This window comes from Verrucosispora sp. WMMA2121, from assembly GCF_027460185.1.
In the GTDB taxonomy this organism is placed as follows: Bacteria; Actinomycetota; Actinomycetes; order Mycobacteriales; family Micromonosporaceae; genus Micromonospora; species Micromonospora palythoicola.
In genome coordinates this window covers 4,111,968-4,135,806 of record NZ_JAPZBH010000006.1, presented here as the reverse complement: position 1 = coordinate 4,135,806, position 23,839 = coordinate 4,111,968, and the positions used below count along the sequence as shown (strand labels likewise).

At 70.1% G+C, this 23,839-nt stretch carries 19 protein-coding genes; 7 read left to right on the top strand and 12 right to left on the bottom strand.

Annotation, left to right across the window (positions count from 1 at the left end; all coding sequences use genetic code 11):
* Nucleotides 1-15 precede the first annotated feature (15 nt).
* Genes O7605_RS27560 through O7605_RS27545 form a run of 4 tightly spaced genes read right to left on the bottom strand, consistent with a single transcriptional unit; the run spans nt 16 to nt 6,005 of the window.
* Nucleotides 16-1,653, bottom strand: coding sequence for an ABC transporter substrate-binding protein (locus O7605_RS27560; protein ID WP_269741875.1), 1,638 nt, complete (start codon nt 1,651-1,653; stop codon nt 16-18).
* 46 nt (nt 1,654-1,699) lie between these two features.
* A complete protein-coding gene (locus O7605_RS27555) occupies nt 1,700-2,632 on the bottom strand; it encodes a carbohydrate ABC transporter permease (RefSeq protein ID WP_269741874.1) in 933 nt (310 codons plus the stop codon).
* Nucleotides 2,629-3,609 carry an ABC transporter permease gene (locus tag O7605_RS27550; RefSeq protein WP_269741873.1) on the bottom strand — a complete coding sequence of 327 codons (981 nt, stop codon included), beginning with the start codon at nt 3,607-3,609 and terminating at the stop codon, nt 2,629-2,631. The genes O7605_RS27555 and O7605_RS27550 overlap by 4 nt, the downstream gene beginning before the upstream one ends.
* The gene (locus O7605_RS27545; protein WP_269741872.1) at nt 3,606-6,005 is read right to left on the bottom strand and encodes a glycoside hydrolase family 3 N-terminal domain-containing protein; all 2,400 of its coding nucleotides are present in this window, start codon (nt 6,003-6,005) and stop codon (nt 3,606-3,608) included. The genes O7605_RS27550 and O7605_RS27545 overlap by 4 nt, the downstream gene beginning before the upstream one ends.
* A gap of 295 nt (nt 6,006-6,300) precedes the next feature.
* Here O7605_RS27545 and O7605_RS27540 point away from each other — a divergent pair, with 295 nt between their 5' ends.
* The 3 genes from O7605_RS27540 to O7605_RS27530 all read left to right on the top strand — a co-directional run bounded on the left by O7605_RS27540 (nt 6,301) and on the right by O7605_RS27530 (nt 10,109).
* Nucleotides 6,301-7,332 carry a LacI family DNA-binding transcriptional regulator gene (locus tag O7605_RS27540; protein ID WP_269741871.1) on the top strand — a complete coding sequence of 344 codons (1,032 nt, stop codon included), beginning with the start codon at nt 6,301-6,303 and terminating at the stop codon, nt 7,330-7,332.
* A 21-nt stretch (nt 7,333-7,353) separates the two neighbouring features.
* Nucleotides 7,354-8,397, top strand: a complete 1,044-nt coding sequence (locus O7605_RS27535) for an acetylxylan esterase (RefSeq protein ID WP_269741870.1) — start codon at nt 7,354-7,356, stop codon at nt 8,395-8,397.
* Between the two features lie 263 nt (nt 8,398-8,660).
* The gene (locus O7605_RS27530; RefSeq protein ID WP_269741869.1) at nt 8,661-10,109 is read left to right on the top strand and encodes an endo-1,4-beta-xylanase; all 1,449 of its coding nucleotides are present in this window, start codon (nt 8,661-8,663) and stop codon (nt 10,107-10,109) included.
* 98 nt (nt 10,110-10,207) lie between these two features.
* Here O7605_RS27530 and manD read toward each other — a convergent pair whose 3' ends face one another.
* From manD to O7605_RS27515, 3 genes are all read right to left on the bottom strand, one after another.
* On the bottom strand, nt 10,208-11,404 hold the full coding sequence (gene manD, locus O7605_RS27525) for a D-mannonate dehydratase ManD (RefSeq protein WP_269741868.1): 1,197 nt from the start codon (nt 11,402-11,404) through the stop codon (nt 10,208-10,210).
* A gap of 201 nt (nt 11,405-11,605) precedes the next feature.
* A complete protein-coding gene (locus O7605_RS27520) occupies nt 11,606-13,213 on the bottom strand; it encodes an RICIN domain-containing protein (protein WP_269741867.1) in 1,608 nt (535 codons plus the stop codon).
* 183 nt (nt 13,214-13,396) lie between these two features.
* Nucleotides 13,397-14,767 (bottom strand): extracellular catalytic domain type 1 short-chain-length polyhydroxyalkanoate depolymerase, encoded by a 1,371-nt coding sequence (locus tag O7605_RS27515; RefSeq protein ID WP_269741866.1) that lies wholly within the window; start codon nt 14,765-14,767, stop codon nt 13,397-13,399.
* A 217-nt stretch (nt 14,768-14,984) separates the two neighbouring features.
* On the opposite strand from O7605_RS27515, the gene O7605_RS27510 reads away from it, so the two are divergent.
* A complete protein-coding gene (locus tag O7605_RS27510; protein ID WP_269741865.1) occupies nt 14,985-16,640 on the top strand; it encodes a glycosyltransferase 87 family protein in 1,656 nt (551 codons plus the stop codon).
* On the opposite strand, the gene O7605_RS27505 is transcribed toward O7605_RS27510, so the two are convergent.
* Together O7605_RS27505 and O7605_RS27500 are read right to left on the bottom strand one after the other, a co-directional pair.
* The gene (locus O7605_RS27505) at nt 16,622-16,873 is read right to left on the bottom strand and encodes a hypothetical protein (protein WP_269742798.1); all 252 of its coding nucleotides are present in this window, start codon (nt 16,871-16,873) and stop codon (nt 16,622-16,624) included. The genes O7605_RS27510 and O7605_RS27505 overlap by 19 nt on opposite strands.
* A 27-nt stretch (nt 16,874-16,900) precedes the next feature.
* Entirely contained in the window at nt 16,901-17,620 is a 720-nt protein-coding gene (locus tag O7605_RS27500; RefSeq protein ID WP_269741864.1) for a spermidine synthase, read from the bottom strand.
* Nucleotides 17,621-17,732: 112 nt separating this feature from the next.
* Between O7605_RS27500 and eccB the strand changes: the two genes are divergently transcribed.
* Complete coding sequence (gene eccB, locus O7605_RS27495) at nt 17,733-19,109, top strand: type VII secretion protein EccB (RefSeq protein ID WP_269741863.1); 1,377 nt, start codon at nt 17,733-17,735, stop codon at nt 19,107-19,109.
* Between the two features lie 120 nt (nt 19,110-19,229).
* Nucleotides 19,230-19,805: a dihydrofolate reductase family protein gene (locus O7605_RS27490; protein ID WP_269741862.1), complete on the top strand. Its 576-nt coding sequence runs from the start codon at nt 19,230-19,232 to the stop codon at nt 19,803-19,805.
* A gap of 122 nt (nt 19,806-19,927) precedes the next feature.
* Here O7605_RS27490 and O7605_RS27485 read toward each other — a convergent pair whose 3' ends face one another.
* Genes O7605_RS27485 through O7605_RS27475 form a run of 3 tightly spaced genes read right to left on the bottom strand, consistent with a single transcriptional unit; the run spans nt 19,928 to nt 22,158 of the window.
* Nucleotides 19,928-20,449, bottom strand: coding sequence for an AAA family ATPase (locus tag O7605_RS27485; protein ID WP_269741861.1), 522 nt, complete (start codon nt 20,447-20,449; stop codon nt 19,928-19,930).
* Nucleotides 20,450-20,506: 57 nt separating this feature from the next.
* Nucleotides 20,507-20,935: a hypothetical protein gene (locus O7605_RS27480; protein WP_269741860.1), complete on the bottom strand. Its 429-nt coding sequence runs from the start codon at nt 20,933-20,935 to the stop codon at nt 20,507-20,509.
* Nucleotides 20,936-20,973: 38 nt separating this feature from the next.
* Complete coding sequence (locus tag O7605_RS27475; protein ID WP_443084011.1) at nt 20,974-22,158, bottom strand: helix-turn-helix domain-containing protein; 1,185 nt, start codon at nt 22,156-22,158, stop codon at nt 20,974-20,976.
* A gap of 274 nt (nt 22,159-22,432) precedes the next feature.
* On the opposite strand from O7605_RS27475, the gene O7605_RS27470 reads away from it, so the two are divergent.
* Entirely contained in the window at nt 22,433-23,800 is a 1,368-nt protein-coding gene (locus tag O7605_RS27470) for a hypothetical protein (RefSeq protein ID WP_269741858.1), read from the top strand.
* The last annotated feature ends 39 nt before the right edge of the window (nt 23,801-23,839 follow it).

Here is a 23,839-nt window from a genome sequence, read left to right as displayed (position 1 = left end):
GACCGGACAGGTCTGCTAGTTCTTCTCCTGGTAGCGCTTGTGCGCCTCATTGACCAGTTCCAGGTAGGCGTCCATGTTCTTGCTCTTCAACTCCGCCACGTAGGCGTCCCACTCGGCGAAGTCACGCTGCCCGAGCACGAACTGGAGCGTGGCCTGGTAGACGTGGTCCTTCAGCGGGGTCTCCCAGAGCGAAACCTGCTCGCGCTCCTCGTCGTTCAGCGGGTACGGCGGCGGCGGCGACTTCGGCGCCCGGGCGTTCATCACCTGCTGGAACTCCTGCTCCTCGGGCGAGAAGAACGCCTGCACCAGCTCGGGCTTGCCGCCGTAGGCGAACACGCCGTTGCCGAAGCCGAAGTCCTTCTGCAGGTGCTTGGGCGCGCCGGGGTTGAGCCCGACCATGTCGACGTCCGGAGAGAGGGTCTTCTTGCCGCTGGCGTCCTTGACGAAGGTGGTGCCCTCGACGCCCCACTTGGCGAACTCCTGCCCCTCGTCGGCGTACCAGAGCCAGTCGACGAACTGCATCATGGCCACGAAGTTCTTGCTGTCGCGGGCCTTCGAGGAGATCATCATGCCGTTCTCCAGCCGGCTGGCCGGGTTGATCTCACCGGCCGGGCCGATCGGCAGCGGGATCTTGGTGATCTTCGCCTTCGGGTTGGTCGCGGCCAGGTCCGGCCGGTAGTCGTTCACCAACGTCTGAGCGTTGCTGCTGATCACGAAGGACTTGCTGTTGGCGAGCTTCTGCCGGGCCAGGTCGTCGGTCTGGGTGAAGCTCTCCGGGTCGAGCAGCTTCTCCGACACCAGCTTGTTGAGGTACTGCAGCATCTGCTTGTACTGCTCGGTGGCGCCGGTGTACTCGAACTGCTGCGCCTGGTCGTTCCAGCTGACGTGCTGGAAGTTCCAGCCCGCGCCGGCCAGACCGTACGACGCGGCCAGCATGTTGAGCAGGTTGCCGGCCGGGTTGGGCTGGCTGAACCGGTCGGAGAACGGGTAGACGTCCGGGTACGCCGCCTTCATCGCCTTGAGCATGGTGTAGACCTCGTCCCAGGTCTTCGGGACCTGGAGGTTCAGCTCTTCGAGGATGTCGGTGCGGACCGCGAGCGAGTACTCGTGCCAGGGCTTCTCATGCAGGCCGGGCAGCAGGTAGAACTTGCCGTCCTGCTGGCGCAGCGTGTCGATCTCAGGCTTCAGGTTCCACTTCTCGATCTTGTCCTTGAAGTTCGGCATCAGATCGAGGTAGTCGCTGACCGGCAGGATCGCCCCCGAGGAGACGTACGCGTGCACGTCCGGCGGATAGGTCTTCGGGATCAGCAGGGGAGCGTCGCCGGCACCGATGAGCAGGCTGCGCTTCTGGTTGTAGTCGCTCAGCGGCACCGCGACCTTCTCGAGGCTGACGTTCGTCCGGGACTTCAACTCCGTCCAGAACAGCCAGTCCTCCTTCAGCGGGTAGTTCGGGTGGTTGTTGTAGAGGACGGAGAAGGACAGCGGCTCGGTGGCCTTGAACTGGGTACCGACGGCGTAGTTCTCCATCGCGCCGGCCCGGTTCTCCGACAGGTCCTCGCTGTCGGACGAGTCGTCGCCACAGGCGGTGACGCTGCCGAGGGCCAGCAGCACGGCGGCAGCCGCCGCAGCGTGACGCCACGATCTGCGGAACATGGCGGGATCCTTTCAACTCGGTGGTGGGAGGGGTGTTCGCTACTGGTCAGCCCTTGACCGCGCCGAGCATGATGCCCCGGACGAAGTACCGCTGGACGAAGGGATATACCAGGAGGATCGGCAGGGTGGTGAGCACGATGGTCACGGCCTTGAGCGTCGCCTCGGCCTGTACCTCGTTCGCCTCGGTGATCGCCCCGACGTTCTCCGCGCCGGTGGCACCGGCGATCAGGTTGCGCAGGTACACGGTGACCGGCCACAGCTCCTGCCGGTCCATGTAGAGGAAGGCCGCGAACCAGGAGTTCCAGAAGGCCACCGCGTAGAAGAGCACCATCGTGGCGACGATGGCCTTCGACAGCGGCAGCACGATCCGCAGCAGGATGCCGTACGTGTTGAGCCCGTCGACGGCGGCGGCCTCCTCCAACTCCGTCGGCAGGCTCTCGAAGAACGCCTTCATCACCAGCAGGTTGAACACGTTTATCGCGTTGGGCAGCGCGATGGCCCAGACGCTGTTCTTCAGGCCCAGGCTGGTGACCAGGACGTAGTTGGGGATCAGGCCGCCGGTGAAGAACATGGTGAAGACCGCGATGCCGACAAGCGCGCCGCGTCCCTTGAGCTGCTTCTTCGACAGCACGTACGCGTAGCAGGTGGTCATCACGATCGAGATGACCGTGGCGGTGACCGTGTAGAACACGGTGTTGCGGTAGTTCGTCCAGAACAACGGGTCGGACATCAGCAGCTGGTAGGTGTCCAGGGTGAACCCGCGCGGCACGAGGTTCACCTGGCCGGCGATGATGTACGCCTCGTCGCTCAACGAGCGGGCCACGATGTTGACGAACGGATAGAGCGTCACCACCACCACGAGGGTCAGGATGATCCCGTTGACCACCCGGAACACCCGGTAGCCCCGGGTCTCCTGGATGCCGCGGCGACGGGGACGGCTCGCGGACCCGGTGGGCCGCTCGGCGGTGTCGACGGTCACCACAGGCTCGTCCCCACCGTGCGGCGGGCGATCAGGTTCGCCGAGACGACCAGGATCAACCCGATCACCGCCTCGAACAGCCCGATCGCGGCGGCGTAGCTGAAGTTGCTGGACTGGAAGCCCATCCGGAACAGATACGTCGAGATCACGTCCGCGGTCGGATAGGTCAACGGGTTGTACAGCAACAGGATCTTCTCGAAGCCGACCGCCATGAAGGCGCCGATGTTGAGGATCAGCAGCGTCACCATCGTCGGCCGGATGCCCGGCAGCGTGACGTGCCAGGTCTGCCGCCACCGGTTGGCCCCGTCGATACGGGCCGCCTCGTAGAGGTCGTCGTCGATGGTGGTGAGCGCCGCCAGGTAGAGGATCGTGCCCCAGCCGACGGTCTGCCAGACCTCCGAGGAGACGTAGATGGTGCGGAACCACTCGGGCCGCTGCAGGAACGGAATGGCCTCACCGCCACCGGCGCGGACCAGCTGGTTGACCGTGCCGTCCATGGACAACAGCTGCATGACGATGGCCGCCACGATCACGATGGACAGGAAGTGCGGCAGGTAGGACACCGACTGCACGAACCGCTTGAGCTTGCGGGCCCGTACCTCGTTGAGCAGCAGCGCCAGCACGATCGGCAGCGGGAAGCAGAACAGCAGGGTCAGCGCGCCCAGGACCAGCGTGTTGGTGAAGACGTTCCAGAACGTCGGATCGTTCAGGAACATCTTGAAGTACCGCAGCCCGACCCAGTACTCACCGAAGATGTTGCCGCCGGGCTGGAAGCGCCGGAAGGCGATGATGTTGCCCAGCATCGGCAGGTACCGGAAGATCAGGAAGAACAGCAGCGGCAGGATCGCCAGCGAGTACAACTGCCAGTCCCGCCGCAGCGCCCGCCGCCAGGTCTGCCGGGCGACGCGTGGCGGCGGTTCCGGTGTCGTCGCGTCGGGGCTGGGCGGCGACGGGGTCAGGGTGGTCACGCTGCTCATGGCCGACTCCCCGCCGTCGGCCCGGCGACCGGTTCGACGCGTACCCGGGACAGCAGCTCCCGGTGGTGGCCGACCTCGCGTTCGTCGCCCGCCAGCCGCAGCGCCAGGCTGGCCACCACGTCGCCGCTGGAGCGGCTGAGCCGCAGGTGCACCTCACCGGGCTCGACCACGCGCCGGCCGTGCAGGCCGGTGAACGAGGTGACATCGGCGGGGACCGCGAAGCTGACCCGCGCCGCCCCGCCGGGCTCCACCGGCACCCGCGCGTACCCGATCAGGCGCACCACGGGCCGGGTGGTCTGCGCCACCGGATCGTGCAGGTAGAGCTGGACCACCTCGGTGCCGGCCCGGGCACCGGTGTTGCGGACGGTGACCCCGACGGTCACCTCCCCGTCGACCGGCCAGGTCGTCGGTTCCCCGGTGTCGCCGCCCGGCGCGTCGCCGACCGCGGCGTCGCTCCACTCGAAGGTGGTGTAGCTGAGACCGTGGCCGAACGGGAACGCCGGCGTCGGGTCCACCGACGACACCTTGGAACGTCGGCCCAGGATGGGCGTGAGGTAGGTGCCGGGCAGCCCGCCGGCGTGCCGGGGCACGCTGACCGGCAGCCTCCCGGACGGGTCCACCTCGCCGGTGAGGATCTCGGCCACCGCCTGACCGCCGAGCTGACCCGGGAAGAACGCCTGCACGATGGCGCCGGCCCGGTCCACCGCGTCGCCGAGGGCGTACGGCCGGCCGGAGAGGACCACCAGGACGACCGGGGTGCCGGTGGCCAGCACCGCGCGTACCAGTTCGGCCTGCACCCCGGGTAGCTGGAGGTCGACCGCGTCGCAACCCTCGCCGGAGGTGCCCCGGCCGAACATGCCGGCCCGGTCGCCGACGGCCAGGACGCAGACGTCGGCGTCGGTGGCCGCCTGGACCGCCGCCGCGATGCCTGAGGTGTCGTCGCCGGTGATGTCGGTACCCGGTACGTGGGTCAGCTGCGGACACCGCCGTTGAAGTTCCTCGCGCAGGGACGGGATCTCGACGCCCGTGCCGTGCTCGGGGTGGTGCACCCCGACGTGCAGCGGGAAGGTGTAGCAGCCGAGCATCGCCATCGCGTCGTCGGCGACCGGCCCGACCAGCGCGACCCGCTGGTCGGCGGCGAGGGGCAGCAGCCCGTCCTGGTTGCGGAGCAGCACGACGGACTGGCGGGCCAGTCGCAGGGCGACGGCCTGGCTGGCCTCGTCGTCGAAGCGCAGCGCCTCGACGTCCGCCGGCAACTCCCGCCAGCTCTCGTCGAGCAGGCCCAGCTCGATCTTCTGGATCAGCACCCGCCGCAGGGCCCGGTCGACGAGCGCCTCGCTGACCTCACCGGAGCGCACCGCCGCCGCCAGCGGCGCGCCGTAGGCGTCCACGGTGGGCAGCTCCACGTCGATGCCCGCCCGCAGCGCCAGCCGGGCCGCCGCCGCGGCGTCGGCGGCGACGCCGTGCAGGGTCTGCAGGAACCGGACGGCGAAGTAGTCGGCGACCAGCACGCCGTCGAAACCCCACTGCTCACGCAACGTCCGGGTGAGCAGCTCCACGTCGGCCGCCGCCGGCACCCCATCGATCTCGGCGTACGAGTTCATCACCGATCGCGCCCCGCCCAGTCGCAGGGCCATCTCGAAGGGCGGGAGGATCACGTCCGCCAGTTCCCGGCGGCCCATCGCCGTCGGTGCCAGGTTCCGGCCGCCCCGCGACGCCGAGTAGCCGGCGAAGTGTTTCAACGTCGCGACCACACCGGCCCGTTCCAATCCGCGCACGTACGCCGCGCCGACCGTGCCGACCAGGTAGGGGTCCTCGCCGATCGTCTCCTCGGTGCGCCCCCAGCGGTAGTCACGGGTGACGTCCAGCACCGGGGCGAGCCCCTGATGGACACCGGCCGCCCGCATGGACCGGCCGATCAGCCCGGCCATCTCCTCGACCAGCTCCGGGTCGAAGGCCGCGCCCCAGCTCAGCGGCGTCGGGTAGACGGTCGCCCGCCAGGCGGCGAAGCCGGTGAGGCACTCCTCGTGCACCTGCGCCGGAATCCCGAACCGGCTCGCCGCGACGATCTGCGCCTGGGACGCGGCCAGGGACCGCGCGCCGAGGACCGGGTCGACCGGCGCCGTCCCGAACGGCCGGGTCAACTGCCCCAGTCCGTGCCGGATCGCCTCCGACCACGGTGGGGTGTGCTCGACCATGTCGGTCTGATGGGGAGCGACGCCCTCACCGGACGCGTCCGCGCCGACCCACAGCCCGACCAACTGGGCGAGCTTCTCCTCGAGCGACATCAGCGGGATGAGCGCGTCGGCCCGTTCGTCCGGTCGTAACGTCGGATCACGCCACCGATCGGCGTGAGTGGACGCCAATCGGTCGTCGACGGGCAGCTGACTTGTCATGCGAACCCCTCCGGCCGGGGCCGGGAGGTGTCCCGGCAGGCCACGCCGACCGCCGTGGAACACGGCGATTATCGAAATTTTCGGAAACCAGTCGGATACCTGTGTCGGGGAACCTAAGGGCGTCAACAGGGTGTGTCAAGGGTTGCGGAAAGACTGGCCAGACCACACCTGTCGTGCTGGTAAGCGATTGCCGGAATTCATCGCCGCGAGTGGCTGGCATCGACTCGGGTCACCCTCTGGTGGCTCGCGGCGTGTTACAGTCTCCGAAATTTTCGGATTCGTTGCAGAGGATCGGATGGCAGAGAAGCGGTCGTCGGCAGCGCTGGGCTCCGCCACCATCGCGACCATCGCCCGGGAGGTCGGTGTCTCCTCGGCGACGGTCTCCAAGGTCCTCAACGGACGGTCGGACGTCGCCGCCGTGACCCGCGCGCGGGTCGAGGCCAGCCTGCAGCGACACCGCTACCGTCGACGCGCCCGCCGCGCCCCCGGCGAGGGCCAGATCGACCTGGTCTTCCACGAGTTCGGCTCCGACTGGGCTCTGGAGATCATCAGGGGGGTGGAGGCGGTAGCCGCCCTGACCGGGGTGAACGTGATGTTGTCGCAGCTCAGTGCCGCCCGCCGACCGCCGCAGTCCTGGGTCGACGCGGTGGTCGCCCGGCGTCCCCTGGGAGTGCTGCTGGTGATGTGCAACCTCACCGATCCGCAGCGGCAACAGTTGCAGCGCCAGTCGATCCCCGTGGTCGTCATCGACACCGACAGCGCCAGCGTGGCCTCCGTGCCCACCGTCGGCTCCAACAACTGGAACGGCGGGCTGATCGCCACCCGGCACCTGTTGGATCTCGGGCACCGCCGGATCGCGGTCATCTCCGGTCCGCGCGACGTGCTCTGCGCCCGGGCCCGCACCGCCGGCTTCCGTTGCGCCCACGAGGAACTCGGCGTTCCGATCGATGCCACCCTGATCCGGCACGGCAACTTCCACCTCGACGCCGGCTACACCCACGGCATCGAGTTGCTCAGCCGGTCGGACCGGCCGTCGGCGATCTTCGCCGGCTCCGACCTGCAGGCGCTCGGGGTGTTGCGGGCGGCTCGGCAGCTCGGCCTGGACGTGCCGGGTGACGTGTCGGTGGTCGGCTACGACAACCTTCCGCTCTCGGCCTGGGTCGGTCCGGCCCTGACCACGGTCAACCAGCCTCTGCGCGACATGGCCGGCACCGCCGCCCAGATGCTGCTCGATCTCGCCCGCGGCAACGCCCTGCCCACCAGCCGGATAGACCTGGTCGCCGAGCTGGTGATCCGGGAAAGCACCGCACCGCCACCGCATTCGTGACCGAGCCCGCTGCGAGGAGCCATGCCCCTGTTCGACCTTCCACTGGACCAGTTACGGCAGTACGCGCCGGCCGTGGCCGAGCCCGCCGACTTCGACGAGTTCTGGCGCTCGACCCTCGACGCGGCGGCGCAGTCGCCGGTGCTGCTCGACGTGCGGCCTGAGCCGACGGACCTGCGCCTGGTGGACAGCTGGGACGTCACCTTCGCCGGGTTCGGCGGCGACCCGGTACGGGCCTGGTACAACCGCCCGGCCGGGGTGGACGAGGCGCTGCCGGTGATCGTGGAGTACGTCGGCTACGGGCGTGGCCGGGGGCTGCCGCACGAACGCCTGATCTGGCCGGCCGCCGGCTACGCCCACCTGCTCATGGACGCCCGGGGGCAGTCCGGCCGGTACGGCGCGGGGGACACCCCGGACCCGCACGGCGAGGCACCCGGGGGGCCGTCGCCGCTGACCCGCGGCATCATGACCCGGGAGGGCTACTACTACCGCCGGCTCATCACCGACGCGGCGCGCGCGGTCGAGGCGGCGCGCGCCCTTCCGGGGGTCGACCCGCACGGCGTGGTGGCGGCGGGCAACAGCCAGGGCGGCGGACTGGCCCTTGCCGTCGCCGGGCTCGACGTCGAACTGGCCGCGGTGCTCACCACCGCGCCGTTCCTCTGTCACCCGCAGCGGGCCCTCGAGATCACCGAGGTGGGGGCGTACGGCGAGATCGCCAACTACCTCGCGGTCAACCGCGACGCGGAGCCGGCGGTACGTCGCACGTTGTCCTACGTCGACGGGGTCAGCTTCGCCCGTCGGGCCCACGCGCCGGTCCACTTCGGCATCGGGCTGCGGGACATGGTGTGCCCCCCGAGCACCGGGTTCGCCGCCTACAACCACTACGGCGCCACCGCGTTCGGCCCGCGGCCCGAGCGCGTGATGCATGTCTATCCGTTCAACGGACACGAGCACGGGGAGGCCACCCACACCCGGCGGCAGCTGCGCTGGCTGACCGATACGCTCGGTGCCACCGCGGACCGGTTGGCCAGGCCGAAAGTTTCGGGGGCCCAGATCTCACCGGCGTGACACCTCCACCTGTGGCGCGCCGACGGCAGCGGTTTCGGATAGCGACCGGGACGAACGGTCAAAGAGTTCCGGGGCGCGTTGAGCTTTCGGAGCTGTTTCGATAAGGTTTTCGATACAACAGCCTCGATCTACTCACGATGGCGGGCTGAGTGCACCGGCCGACGCGGCATCCGGGCGACCGCGTCGGCGACGGAGAGCCATCGTGCTGGGCAGTAGTCGGGGCCGGCTATTCATCAGCACGGCTTCGTCGAAAGGCTCACGCCATGAACAACGCCCACGCCCGCGCCAGCGGGCGGCCGGCAACCCGACTGCGACCGCGCGCCGCGCTGGTCTCGGCCGCAGTCGGTCTCGCCCTCGTCGCCACCAGCGTGGTGGTGGCGACCTCCAGCGCCCAGGCCGCCGAGTCCACCCTCGGTGCGGCCGCGGCCCAGTCCGGGCGGTACTTCGGTGCCGCGGTGGCGGCGAACAAGCTGTCCGACTCGACCTATGTCGGCATTCTCAACCGCGAGTTCAACTCGGTCACGGCCGAGAACGAGATGAAGATCGACGCGCTCGAGCCGCAGCAGGGTCGATTCACCTACACCAACGCCGATCGGATCGTCAACCACGCCCTGTCCCGGGGCTGGAAGGTGCGGGGCCACACCCTGGCCTGGCACTCGCAGCAGCCCGGCTGGATGCAGAACATGTCGGGCACCGCGCTGCGCAACGCGATGCTCAACCACGTCACGCAGGTCGCGACCTACTACCGCGGCAAGATCGACTCGTGGGACGTGGTGAACGAGGCGTTCGACGACGGCAACAACGGCGCGCGGCGGGACTCGAACCTGCAGCGCACCGGCAACGACTGGATCGAGGCCGCGTTCCGGGCCGCGCGGGCCGCCGACCCGGGCGCCAAGCTCTGCTACAACGACTACAACACCGACAACTGGACCTGGGCCAAGACCCAGGCCGTCTACCGGATGGTGCAGGACTTCAAGCAGCGCGGCGTGCCGATCGACTGCGTCGGGTTCCAGTCCCACTTCAACGCGCAGTCGGCGTACAACAGCAACTACCGCACCACGCTGTCCAGCTTCGCCGCGCTCGGCGTGGACGTGCAGATCACCGAGCTGGACATCGAAGGCTCCGGCACCCAGCAGGCGGACACGTACCGTCGGGTGGTCCAGGACTGCCTCGCGGTCCCGCGGTGCAACGGCATCACCGTGTGGGGCATCCGGGACAGCGACTCGTGGCGCTCGTACGGCACCCCGCTGCTGTTCGACAACAACGGGAACAAGAAGCAGGCGTACAACGCGACGCTCGAAGCCCTGAACGCGGGCGGGACCACCCCGCCGCCCACCACCCCGCCGCCGACCACGACTCCGCCGCCGAGCAGCCCGCCGCCGAGCAGCCCCCCGCCGAGCAGCCCGCCGCCCGGTGGATCCGGATGCACCGCATCGGTGGCGTCGCTGGACCAGTGGAACGGTGGCTTCGTCGCTCAGATCCGGGTCACCGCGGGTTCCAGCAGTTTGAACGGCTGGGCGGTGACCATCGGACTTCCGGGCGGCAGCTCGTTGACCAACACCTGGAACGCCAACCCCAGCGGCACCAGTGGCAATGTGACGTTCCGCAACGTCAGCTACAACGGCAACGTCGCCGCCGGCGGCACCGCCAGCTTCGGCTTCCAGGGCACCGGCACCGGGCCATCCGGTAGCCTCGCCTGCTCCGGGAGCTGATCCGTCAGCACCACACCCGGGCCCGGCGCGGACCTGTCCGCGCCGGGCCCGGGCGCGCCGGGTGCCGCCTGGCTCAGCGGTGCAGGCCGAGCGCCACGTCACCAGTTGTGCAGGGTGCCGTCCTCCAACCGGTTGACCGGCAGTGAAGCCGGCCGGTACGGGTGCCGCGCGGCCGACTCCTCGTCGATGTCGACGCCGAGCCCCGGCTCCTCCGACGGGTGCAGGCAGCCGTCGGCGAAGCGGTACGAGTGCGGGAAGACCGCGTCGGTCGCCTCGGTGTACGGCAGGTACTCCTGCAGACCGAAGTTGGGGATGCTGACGTCGAGGTGCAGGGCCGCGGCCAGGCACACCGGGGACATGGTGGTGGTGCCGTGCGACCCGCTGCGTACGTGGTACAGGTGGGCGAGGTCGAAGATGCGGCGCAGGTGAGTGATGCCTCCCGCGTGCACGACGGTGGCCCGTACGTAGTCGATGAGCTGCTCGGTGATGAGCTGCTGGCAGTCCCAGACGGTGTTGAACACCTCGCCGACGGCGATCGGCGTGGTGGTGTGCTGACGGATCAGCCGGTAGCCCTCCTGCAACTCCGCCGGCACCGGATCCTCCAGCCAGGTCAGCGCGTACAGCTCCAGGGACTTGCCCAGCCGCGCGGCCTCGATCGGAGTGAGCCGGTGGTGCACGTCGTGCAGCAACTTCACCTCCGGCCCGAACTCGCTGCGAACCTGGGCGAAGACCGACGGCACGTGGTGGAGATACCGTTCGCTGCTCCACACGGTCTCGGCCGGGACGGCCGTGCCCGCCGGCTTGTCCTGTCCCACCCCGTAGGTGTCGGTCAGCCCGGGCACGCCGCACTGCACCCGGATGGCGCGGTACCCGAGATCGAGGTGGCGGGCCAGCTCGGCGAGGAGCCCGTCCACGGTGGGCGCGTTCGCGTGGCCGTAGACGGCGACCCCGTCGCGACTGCGGCCGCCCAGCAGTTGGTAGACGGGCAGCCCGGCCACCTTGCCCTTGATGTCCCAGAGCGCGGTGTCCACCGCCGCGATGGCGCTCATCGTCACCGGGCCACGTCGCCAGTACGCCCCCCGGTACAGGTACTGCCAGGTGTCCTCGATCCGGTCGGCCTCCCGGCCGATCAACAGCGGCACGACGTGCTCGGTCAGGTAGCTCGCGACCGCGAGTTCCCGGCCGGCGAGCGTGGCGTCGCCGACCCCGGTCACTCCGTCGTCCGTCACGATCTTCAACGTGACGAAGTTGCGGCCGGGACAGGTGACGATGACCCGGGCATCGGCGATCTTCATCCAGGCTCCTCACCGGCGGCCGACGGATCGACGCGAGCCAGTCTGGGATCGCCCCCATGATCTGTCAACCGGCGCCGGCCGGGGTGCCCGAGGGTGCCGTTCGGTCGCCGGACGTTCCCGGCCTACCCGCGCGCCGGGTGGTTGCCTGCCGGGCCGACGTGGCCGGGGCCGCCCGGGGACATCCGGGCGGCCCCGGCACGGTCAGCAGCGGCTGATGCTCGAATTGCTGAGGTTGACGTTGCTGATGGTCAGGTTGGTCGTGCAGGGGCTCTCCAGGATCCGGCTGTTGACCAGGGTGAAGTTCCGCAGGGTGATGTCCCGGTTGCCGGGGAACTCCGTCCGCGCCGCCAGCCGGACCTCTCCGCCGCCGCTGATGGTGCCGCCGCCGGCCGCGATGTCCACGCCGTAGCAGTTCTCGATCAGGATCGCGTTGTTGCCGGTGTTGGCGATGTCGACCCGGTTGACCGCCACGCCGCCGGATTCGGAGACGCAGAAGATGCCCCGGCCGCCGCCGCGTGCCCGTACGGTGCCGACCCGGATGTTGATCGGGTAGCCGGAGCCGATCCGGCCGGCGCGGTTGGCGGTGCGGAACGCCGCGTAGCCGGTGCCGGTGCCGGCGTTCTCCGCGTCGACCGTGGTCACGGTGGCGTTGATGGTCTCGTTGAGCAGCAGGCCGGAACCGCCGACGTTACGGGCGGTCACGGTGCCGACGGTCAGCCCGTCCACGCCGTACGTCTCCACGCCGTGCGTGCTGGTGCCGGAGACGTACACGTTGTCGATGCGCACGTTGCGCGTCCACTGGCTGGTGTCGCCCCGGTTGTCGATCCGTACCCCCAGCCCGCTGGAGACGCGCAGGTCGATCTGGCCGAGGATCACGTTCGTCACGTTGCGCATGAAGATGCCGTAGAGCGGCGTGCCGGTGACGGTGAGGTTCTGCACCTCGACCTGGGTGGTGCCGCGCGAGTAGATCGGCGCCTGGTCACCGGAGCCGGAACCGGTCACGTTTATCGTGCCGCAGACGTCGATCGTCGTGTAGCTGGGCAGGGAGATGCGCGAGCCGGCGCTGATCGAGCCGGAGCCGCGTACCACCACCCGCTGCTTGCTGGTCCGGCCGGCGCTGAGACTGTTCACCGCCGCCTGCACGGCGGCCTGCATGCTGCTGCCGGAGTAGACGGTGCTGCCGCCGTTGCGGGCGGTCCAGGTGCCGCCGTTGAGCACCGCCTCGGCCTGGAACGAGCCGCTGCCGCACCCGGTGCCGTTTCCGCCGCCCAGGGTGACCAGCTGCCACTGCTGGTTGGCGCCGTCGTGGTCCTGGTACTGGGAGATCATGCCGCCGTCGGCGGTGGACCAGCCCCACACGTCGAGGACCTTGTTGGAGTGCCGGTTGACGAACCGGACGTACCCGCCGGCGGAGTCGGCGAGTCGGAAGTGCTGGCGGGTGTTGCCGCTGGCCGCGGTGTTCTGCACGAGTTGGACACCGTCGGTGGCGTTCGGCAGTTCGAGGACCTTGCCGCTGTGTACGGAGCGGACCTGGTAGTAGCCGCTCCCCACGTCGACGAACCGCCACTGCTGGACGGCGGCGTCGTTGCGGGCGTACTGGTTGACCGGGGCGTTGTCGGCGGTGGACCAGTTCCACACGTCCATCGCCTTGCCGCTGTGCCGGTTGACGAACACATAGGTGGCGTTGGGGTCGACCGTCGCGGCCTGGGCGCTCGGCGGGGCCACCAGCACGCCGACGCCGAGCAGCGCCATCGTGCTGACGACGACCAGCCAGCGCCGAGGGGTTCGTCTTCCTGTCCTGAACAGCATGCGGGTTCCTCCGGGGACGGGTGTGGTGGCGGAGCGCGTGCCGGAGTGGTGAACGACGCAGAGCAAGCGCTTTCCTGATATCGACAGGAATATATCTTCCGGTTTGCCTCAAGCCAAACGGGCGGTGGCGACGCCGGTGTCCGTACGGCGGTAGCCGTACGGACACCGGGCCGGGTGCGACGGTCAGCCGACCGCGCAGGTGGTGCCGTTGAGGGTGAACGAGGACGGGCTGGCGGTGTTGCCGCTGTGGTTGGCCTGGAAGCCGATGGTGACCGAGCCGTTGGGGGCGATGGTCCCGTTGTAGGAGACGTTGCGGGCGGTCACCGCCCCGGACGTCGGCGAGTAGGTCGCGTTCCAGCCGTTCGTGATGGTCTGCCCGCCGGGCAGGGTGAACGACAGGTTCCAGCCGTTGACCGCCGTGACGCCGGTGTTGGTGATGGTCACCGACGTGGTCAGCCCAGTGTTCCAGGCGTTCACCGCGTACCCGACCCGGCAGCCCGTGCCTGGCGGCGGCGTGGTGGGCGTCGGCGTCGGCGTGGGAGTGACCGTCGGCGTCGGCGTCGGCGTCGGCGTGGGAGTGGGGGTGGGGGTGGGGGTTGGGGTGGGAGTGAGCGTCGGCGTCGGGGTGGGGGACGCGGTGTCGAGTCCGAGGAACCGGATGGCCTGCGCGGCGTCGACCGGCAGGTTGTGCGACACGCCCTGCATGCTGATCGCCTCGACCGGTGCGGTACCGCCGGAACCGCCGTACCGGGTCCGGGTGTAGCCGGACTGCGGACTGTCGGTGAAGGTCGGGGTCTGGCTCAGCCCGTGCAGGTTGGTCCACTGCTCGATCTGCTCGCCGAAGTTGGGGTAGCGCAGGATCTCGTCGTTGGTGCCGTGCCAGATCTGCATCCGCGGCCGGGGTCCGGTGTAGCCGGGGTAGGCGTTGCGCACCAGGTCCCCCCACTGCTGCGGAGTGCGGTTGATCTGCCCGTTGGCGCACTCGCTGTTCCATTCCGAGCCGCCGGTGGTCGCGAAGCAGCCGAACGGCACGCCGGCGAACGCCGCACCGGCGCGGAACACGTCCGGGTAGAGCCCGAGCAGGACGTTCGTCATCATCGCGCCGGACGAGGTGCCCGTCGCGGCGATCCGGGCCGGGTCCACCGGATAGCGGTTCCGGACGTGGTCCACCATCGACATGATGCCGACCGGGTCGCTGCCGCCACCGCGCCGCAACGCCTGCTGCGAGTAGACGTCGAAGCACTGGCTGCTGCGGGTCACCGACGGGTAGATCACGATGTAGCCGTACTGGTCGGCCAGGCGGGCGTACTGGGTGCCCGAGTACATCGCGGGCCCGCTGCCGGTGCAGTAGTGGACCACCACCAGCAGACCCGGCCGTGGCGCGACCCGGTCCGGTACGTAGAGGTACATCCGCAGGTTGCTCGGGTTGGTGCCGAAGTTCGTCACCTCGGTCAGCGTCGCGGCCGAGGCCGATGTCGGCAGCGACAGCGCGGCGAACGCGGTCAGGACGATGGTCGCCAGGACGGCAGACCACAGTCGGAACGCTCTTCTCATGGAACGGGTCCTCCGGACGGAAGGGGACATGGTGGTGTTCCGATCGAGGGCTGCCCGGTGCCCTACCTCGTCCGGCTCTCAGAACATCGATGATTGTCTTCGTCGGCGGGTGGGCGTCACAAGGCGTGGCGCGGCAGCCGCGCTGAGCGGTGGCGGAGCCGCGCCGAGCGGCGAACGGCCGCACGCCCAGCGGTCCGGGGAGATCTATTCTCTGTGCATGCGGGATCGTCGAGCGGCGCTGCTGTGGGTCGGATTCGCGGTCGCGGCGCTGGTCTCCGTCGCCCTGGTGCTGCGACGCCCGGACCGCCTGTCCGACCTGCACATCTATCACGGAGCGTTGACCGACCTGCGCGCCGGGCGACCGCTCTACGGGTACGTGGCGCCGAACGGGGGGCCGTTCACCTACCCGCCCTTCGCGGCGCTCGTGCTCTGGCCGATCACGACCGTGCCGCTGGGTGTGGTCGAAGCGTTCTGGCTGGCGGCGACCTGCGCCGCCGTGATCGCCCTCGCCGTCCCGGTCGGTCGCGCGCTCGCCGCCGGCCGCACCGCCATACCGTTGCCCGGTGCGACCGAGGGCCGGGCGACGACGTCGGCGGCGGTCAGCATCGCGGCGGTCGCGGTGGTGCTGATGGTCGCCGCTCCCGTGCAGAGCAACCTGCGCTTCGGTCAGGTGAGCATCTTCATCGTGCTGATGGCGCTGCTCGACGGGATGGCACCACCGTCGCGGACGCGCGGCCTGCTGGTCGGCGTGGCGGCGGCGATCAAACTGACCCCGCTGCTGTTCGTGCTCTACTTCCTGGTCTGCGGCCGGTACCGCGACGCCGGCCGAGCGCTGGGCGCCTTCGTCGCTTGTGGGGCGCTCGCCCTGGCCATCCTGCCCGCCGAGAGCCTGACCTACTGGGCGGGCACGGTCACCCAGACCTCCCGGATCGGCAACCTGGCGTCCTTGGGCAACCAGTCGGTGCACGGGATGTTGCTTCGTCTCGGCCTGGACCCGGGAGCCCTGCCGCTGGTCTGGTTCGCCCTGGTGCTCGTCATCTGCGCCCTGGCGGTGCTGCGGGCGCGGGGGCTGTCCCGGCTGGGGCGTCCGGGGCACGCGGCGGTGCTGGTCGGCTGCGCCACCGTGGCCGCGTCGCCGGTCTCCTGGACCCATCACCAGGTCTGGACGGTGCTGGCCGCGATGCTGCTGGTGGGTTCCGTCGGCGTGACCCGGAAGGTCGCCGGCGCCCTGCTGCTGGCCAGCATGGTGCTGTCGCTGGGTGCGGTGCTGGCTCCGGTGTCGATGCGACCCGGCGTGCAGTTCCTCTTCGAGAACGCCCGCGCCGTGGGCGCGGTCGCGCTCTGTGTGGCGGGATTCGGCGCGGTCGCGCTGACCGCCAACCGCACCCAGCCCGCTCGGTCTCTCCGGCGAGGCTGGCTGCGGGTGGCCGTCGCGTCCCTCGGGGCACTGGCGTTCTTCGCCGTGCAGCCGTTGCCCGCCGGAGCCGACCCCACCTTCAAGGCGTACGGCCTGCCGGACGTGGTCAATCCGCGGTACTTCTTCGTCTGCCGGGGGCAGGTGGAGTGCGCCCGCTACGGCACCGGCGCCCCGGTCACCTTCGGCACCCGCAGCGAGAAGACCAAGGTGCGCGTCAACGGTGTGGTCTCCGACCAGGTGGCGCGGCTGGACTACCACTCCGCCCCGGGCGGCCCACCCCGGACCATCCCGCTGCTGGCCGCCTATCCCGGTGTGCGGACGTTCTCATTCCGTTCGGCCACCATGGCCCACGGCCGGCTGATCGCGTACTCCGCCGACGGACGAGCCCTCGCCCGCTACGACGACGAGTTGACCGCCGCGGCCGGGACGAGAGGCACTCAGCGGCGGTTGGGGTAGTTGTGGGCGGACCGGCGGCCCCGCACGAAGGCCAGCACGATCACCGCGGCGAGCGCGATGACGCCGATGATCACCAGCCAACGGACCGCTTCGAGGAGCAGCCCCAGTAGGACCAGCACCCCGGCGACCACGCCGACGACCCAGAGCAGGGCACGCATCTCCACCTCCCACCCGGCCGCCCGGCCGGTCCGGGCGCGGTTGCCGGACCGGCTACCCGCTCCCACCCGGATCATGCCGTCCGCGTGGGTACCCGCCCCGGCTCAGCCGGGCAGCTGCCCCAGATAGACGGTGTTGGCCGACTCGCCGCCGGTCAGCGGGTTGGCGAACCGCACCACGTGGCTGCGGTGGGTGGGGAAGACCGCGGCCAGGGTGGCCTCGAAGTCCGGGTCCGGTGGGTCGTCCGACCAGAGGGCGAACACCCCGCCGGGATGCAGCAGCCGCGTCAGCCGGCGCAACCCGTCCGGCCGGTAGAAGGCGGCGTGGCTCGGGTGCAGCGGGTGGCGGGGGGAGTGGTCGACGTCCAGCAGCACCGCGTGGAAGCGACGCCCCGCGTCGTCGGGGTCGAGGCCGTGCGGACCGGCCACCTGGGCGAAGAAGTCGGCCCGCACCAGCCGGGTACGCGGGTCCGTGGCCAGTCCGGCGGCGAAGGGCAGCAGGCCGCGCCGGTGCCAGTCGATGACGTCCTCGACCGCCTCCACCACCAACAGGGCGGCGACCCGGTCGTCCGCCAGCGCGGTGCGGGCGGTGTAGCCCAGCCCCAACCCACCGACGACCACGTCGAGGCGGTCGCCGGCCAGCGCCGCCAACCCCAACCGGGCCAGCTCGATCTCCCCGGCGGTGAACAGGCTCGACATCAGAAACTCGTCGTCGAGCTTGACCTCGTACACGTCCAGGTCGAGCCGAGGATCGCGACGTCGGCGCAGACTGATCTCGCCGATCGGTGTCGCCCGCCAGGCCAGTTCCTCGAAACGTACGCTCACCGCCGGAATGCTACCGACCGGTGAGCGACCATCCGTCGCGTGACGCCCGGTCCCCGGGACATCGACGCAGCGCATATCCTGTGCGCCGATCGTCTCGCCGGAGGGGGAAACGTTGCCGTCGCGGCAGGACCAGCTGCACTCGTACCAGTTCGCCGTGGCGCGGACGGTGGCCGCGTTGGTGACCCGGGACGGCGATCCGGCGCTGTCCCCGACGCGCCGGCTCGCCGGAGCCGCGCTGGCGAGCGTCCTGGTGGCGGCTGTCGGGCTGGGTGCCACGGCCCTGTACGGCCTGTTCACCGGCGGCGGTGGGACCTGGCGCGACGCGGGCGTGGTGATCGTCGAGAGGGAGTCGGGCGCCCGGTTCGTCTACCGGGAGGAGCGGCTGCACCCGGTGCTCAACTACGCCTCCGCGCTGCTCATCATCGGCGCGCAGCGGCCGAAGACCGTACTGGTGTCCCGCCGGTCGATCGACGGGGTGCCGAGAGGGCTGCCGTTGGGCATCCGCGACGCACCCGACTCGCTGCCTCCGGCGGGCCGGCTGGCCACCGCCGGGTGGACGGTCTGCTCGGTGTCACCGACCGGGCCCGAAGCGGCAACCCGGTCGGTGCTGCTGGTGGGTGCCGGCGGTACCGGCGGCCGACCGCTGGGCCGGGACGCACTGCTGCTGCGTGACGCCGACGGCGGGCTGCACCTGCTCTGGCAGCAGCGTCGACACCTGATCCGGGACACCGAGCGGGTGCTGGCCGCGCTCGCCACCACCCGCTCCCGGTCCGTCCCGGTGGCCGCCGCCCTGCTCAACTCGGTGCCTGCCGGTCCCGATCTGACTCCGCTGAGCCCGCCGGGCCTGGGCCGGCAGTCCGCCCGGGTGACCGGGGCCCGGGTCGGTGACGTGCTGGTGGTCCGCAACTCCGGCGGCGGCCGGCAGTACGCGGTGGTGCTCCGCGACGGGCTCGCCGGCATCACCGAGCTACAGGCCGGTCTGCTGCTCGCGCGGACCGGTCAGCGGGAGCCGGAGCAGATCAGCCTCGGCCGGTTCGCCGCCCTGCCGCAACTGCCCGACCTCGTACCCGTCGGGCCCGACGCGCCACCGGCGGCCCCGCCCCGGCTGACCACGCCGAACCCGTCGACGGTCTGCGCGCGGGTCGGCGATGACAGCGGGTCGGTCGAGCTGCGGCTGGGGGTGGCACTGCCCGTGCCGGCCCGGGCACCGGACCGGTCGACCGAGCCGACGACCGCCGACCACGTGTTCGTGGAGCCGGGTCGGGGCGCGCTCGTCGAATCGGTCGCCGCACCGGGCGCCAGCGGCGGCGCGATCTCCGTGGTGACCGATCTCGGTCGGCGGTACGCGCTCACCGGCCCCGAGGTGACCGGCATGCTCGGCTACGCGGACGTCCGACCCGTCCGGCTGCCCGCGGGGGTGGTCAGCCTCGTACCGGCCGGTGCGCCGCTCGATCCGGACGCGGCCCGCCGCCGCGCCGCCCCCGCCTGAGGTGCTCGGACGCGCGCCGCGAAAGTGATAGGACATTTCTCGGCGTGGGCTGTCGAATCCGGCGACGCCCGCTCGTCGCACTGACGACAGCACGTCAGACAACCAGCAAGGAGCAACCTGATGCGTACCCTCATCGCCACCGCGTTCGTCTCGCTCGACGGCGTCGTCGAGGCACCCGGTGGAGAACCGGGCTACCGCAACTCGGGCTGGACCTTCAACGACATCGAGTTCGACGAGGCCGCCTACGAGATCAAGGGCCGGGAGCAGGACGAGGCCACCGCGATGATGATGGGCCGGGTCAGCTACCAGGCGTTCGCGCCGGTGTGGCCGAAGATGACCGAAGAGTTCGCCGGCTACAACGCGATGCCGAAGTACGTCGTGTCGACCAGCCTCAAGGAGCAGGATCTGGTGACCAACTGGGGGGAGATCGTCATCCTCCGGTCGCTCGACGACGTCGCCGCCCTCAAGCAGACCGAGGGCGGGCCGATCAGCATCCACGGCAGCGCCACGCTGAACCGCAACCTCTCCGACGCCGGCCTGATCGACCGTTACCACCTGCTGGTCTTCCCGGTGCTGCTCGGCGCGGGCAAGCGGCTGTTCAGCGACACCGACCGGGACAAGCAGAACCTCAAGCTGGTCGAGAGCGAGTCCTACGCCAACGGCATCCAGAAGCTGGTCTACGACGTCGCCCGTTGACCGGTCGACCGGCCCCGCCGATCCCTCCGCGTGACCGTCGAACCGAGGTGGGTACATCTGTTGTCGCCGGAGCGACAACAGATGTACCCACTGCGAAATCTGCGTCGGTAGCCGAAGCGGGGTCAGCGCCTGGGCACTGACCGGATGCTCATGGTGATGGCGTCGGCCACCTGGTCGGGCGGCTGGGACGCGTCGACGAGCTGAGCGCCGGTCACGGCGGCGAAGGTGGTGAGCGCCCGGGCAACATGATCGTGTCGCCACTGCCGGGCGGCGACATCCACCTGGTCGGCATCGATGCGGGCGCGCAACTGCTCCTCGGGCAGCGTGAGCACGACCTCGTGCAACTCGACGCCGTCTGCACGGATACCGTCGAGAATCTGCTCCCGGTACGCGGGATTGATAAGGCTCATCGGCGCGATCCAGGGGTGCGGATATTCCCGGGCGAGGCCGCTCATCGTCTCGACGACGAGGTGACGCCACAGTGGAAGATCCTGGAAGTCCCCGGTCGGTGAGTCGACGAACTGGGTAAGCAGGTAACCGACGTACTCGGGGTCGAACACCTTGGCATCCGGGAGACGCTCCACGAGCAGGCCCGCCGTGGTCGTCTTGCCGACGCCGAAGGCACCGTTGATCCAGACAATCATGCCGATGATGCTCCCACGGCGAGGTTCCAGGGTGCTGCCTCCCAGGCTGGCGGCTGCCTACTGGTACTCGGCCGCGACTTCCTCCGCCTCGGCGAGGAACTCGTCCAGTTCGGCGTCGGTCAGGTTCTTGTCGAGGAGTATGTGGATGAGGACGAAGATCTCGGCGTCGAGCACGGTTTCGGCGCGCATGGTGTCGACCAGCTCCGCTTCGCCGAGCGCAGCGCGGATGAGACCTTCCGTTTCGAGGGCCGGCGGGGTGTCTCCGTCCTGGTAACGGGCGCGGACTGTCGACACCCAGGCGGCGACGTCGGTGGGTGTCGCATCGGGCGCGAAACACCGGTTGACGGCTAGGGCGAACGCGGCTCCGATGACGTAGGGGGTGCCGGCATTGCCGCTGCGGCGGATCTCGTCGCACAGTGCCTCGGCGGTGTCCCAGTCGGCCCGGGCCATGGCCCGGATGAGATCGCTGTATGGCTGTTCGTGCACCATGCCTCCTTCGTCGGGCCGGTCGATTTCCTGGCGGGTCACGGCTGTCGGGTCAGGCCGACCAGCGTGGCGAGCCGGGTGACGTCGGCTGGGGAGCTGCCCGCGCGTAGCACGGCGGTGAGCGCGGCGCGTCCGGCGGGCCGCACGCGGGTCTCAGCGGGGGCGATGCGGTCGGCGGCGATCAGGGCGCGTCCAGCCGCCTGAGGGTCGCCAAGGGCAAGGTGGGCTCGGGTGATGTCGATCAGGTGACCGGCGCGGTGTTCGGCGGGCAGCCGATGCCAGGCATCGGTGCTGACGGCGAATGTGTGGGTGGCGATGGCGAGGCCGTTGTCACCGAGGCCGGTGGCGATCAGGGCGCGGGCGAGGTCAACCACAGTCGGCCCGAACCCACCATGGCGGCCGTGCCGGTGTGCGAGGCGGGCGGCCTGGTCGGTGAGGGTGCCGGCGGTGGTGGCGTCGCCGCAGGTGGCGGCGGAGAGGGCGGCTTCGACGAGCAGGATGCCGGCGCGGGCGACGTCTTCCGGTGGGCTGGTGGGGGAGGGCGTCGGGTCGAGCCGATGTAGGGCGGTACGGGTGACGGCCAGCGCCAGGCGGCCGCGCCGCGCGGCACGCAGCGCCTGCGCCAGGCCGACCACCGCGATCGCGGTACGCCGTGCGTCGTCCCCGGCAGCGGTCATCGCGCGGTCGGCGGCGAGCCAGGCCAGGTCGGGTTCACCGAGTTTGACCAGGACCTGCGCGGCCAACCGGTACACCCGTACCAGCAGGTCGCCGGCGGACACCGGCATGCCGACGCCGGAGGCGTGTCGCGCGTCGGCGAGCAGGTCGGGCAGGATCCGCAGCAGCTGGGGATACTGGGCGTGCCGGTACGCCGCGAGCGCGTACCCGAACTGCCGGTCAAGGCCCGCCGAGGTGACGCCGGCGGTGGCCGGTTCGTACCGGGCCAGGGCTTCGCGCACCCGTTCCACGGCGACGCTCATCTCGGTGACCGTCGGCCGCGGGCCGTCCCGGCCGACCAGCACGCCGGTGGCGACCCCGAGCGCCCCGGCGACCGTCTCGATCACCGACAGCCGGTCGAGCCGGCGGGCACCCCGTTCGACCTTGTCGACCCAGCTTTTCGACTTGCCGATCCGGTCGGCGAAGACCTGCTGACTCATCCCACGGCGGACCCGTAGCTGCGCGATGCGCCGCCCGATCGGCAGCTCCTGCCGGCCACCGCCGGTCATCGTCGCGCCGCCGGACCGATGGCATCCGTGGACGCTCCGCAGCGCGGACACCACCGCGCCTTCACCTGGAACGCGAACAGCCCGGCGAGAAACCCCAGCAGTACGCCACAGAGCACCATCATCGCCAATCTCATGTGGTCAGTTCAGCCGGTCGCGACAGCCATGTGAGGAGGTGCGCGTGGTGCCTACCGGTGCGGACCGGTGGCGAGGGCGCTTTCGCCCACACCTCTCCATTACTCTCCGTGTGACGACCGTCGCAGGTGAGGGGTGGGCCGTGGTATCCAGCGGAGAGACGATCACCCGGCTGCTGGCCGAGGTGGGCTGGCAGCCTGAACAACTCGCCCGACGTCTGAATGAGTGCGCCGAACGGCATGGCCGCACGGAGCGGTTGCATGTCAAGACTCCGTACAAGTGGAAGAAGGGCGACGCACCCCGTAACCCCTGGCCCTCGCTGATCGCCGCCCTGCTGTCCGAGCAGTTGCACCGGACGATCACTCGCGATGAGCTGGGTTGGCCCGACGACGGTTTCGAGGCGGTACCCGCTTCGGCCGGTCTGGAACTGCCGTGGTCCCCGGCCGGGGCCTTGCGGGCCGCCGAGGTGGTGAACGAACCTGAGGGGATGATGCACCGACGGATGTTTCTCACTCTGCTCGGTTCCGCACTGACCTCACCCGCGCACGAGTGGCTGATCTCCCAGCCTCCGCGAGCAGTGGCGTCGTCCAGAGGCCGACCGATCTCCGGCGAGGTTGTCGACCACCTGGACACGGTGACCGCCAGCCTCCGTCGCATGGACGATCACCTCGGCAGCGGCCAGACCCTCGGCATGGTCCGCCAGCATCTGAGCACGGTGGTCGATGTGCTGCGCGACCGCAGCTACACCGACAGCGTGGGCCGACGCCTCCACTCCACCGCTGGGGAACTGCTGCGGCTTGCTGGTTGGCTCTCGTTCGACGGTGGCCATCACAGCCAGGCCCAGCGATTTTGGATCGCCGGGCTTTACCAGGCCCATACGGCCGGCGACCGCGGCCTCGGAGCAAACATCCTCGGGTTCATGTCCTGCCAGGCCAAAGACCTCGGTCAACTCCGTCAGGCCGTCACTCTCGCCGAGACCGCGCGAGCGAGTTATCCGGAATCGAGCCCGAAGGTGTCGACGATTCTCGACCTGAGGGCTGCGGAGGCGTACGCCAACAATCAGTCGGTGACCGACACCCGTCGGGCGCTCGACAGCGCCTTCGACCGGTTGGCGGACAGCCCGTCGGAGTACGGCGACCCGGACTGGTCCTACTGGATCAACGAGGCGCAGGCTCACGCCCAGGCCGGATACTGCTATGTCAAGCTCGAACACTGGTCCCGCGCACGAGAGCACCTGCGAGCAGCGCTGCGGCTACAGAGCAGCGAGTACAGCCGGGAGGCCGCCCTGCGCAACGCTCTGCTCGCCACCACCTACGTGCGACAGCCGCAACCTGACCTCGACAAGGCACTTGCTCTGGGCGAGCAGGCCGTCCGGACGCTCACCGGTCAGGTCACCTCCGCCCGGTGCACCAAACACGTACGCAATCTGGTCGGCGCCCTCGCTCCCTACCGTCGTACCCCCGCCGTCCGTCGCTTCTGTCTGGACGCCAGGGAACTCGTCTCCGCGTGACCCCGCCACGCATCTTGCTGGCGTCTGCTCAGGCGACAT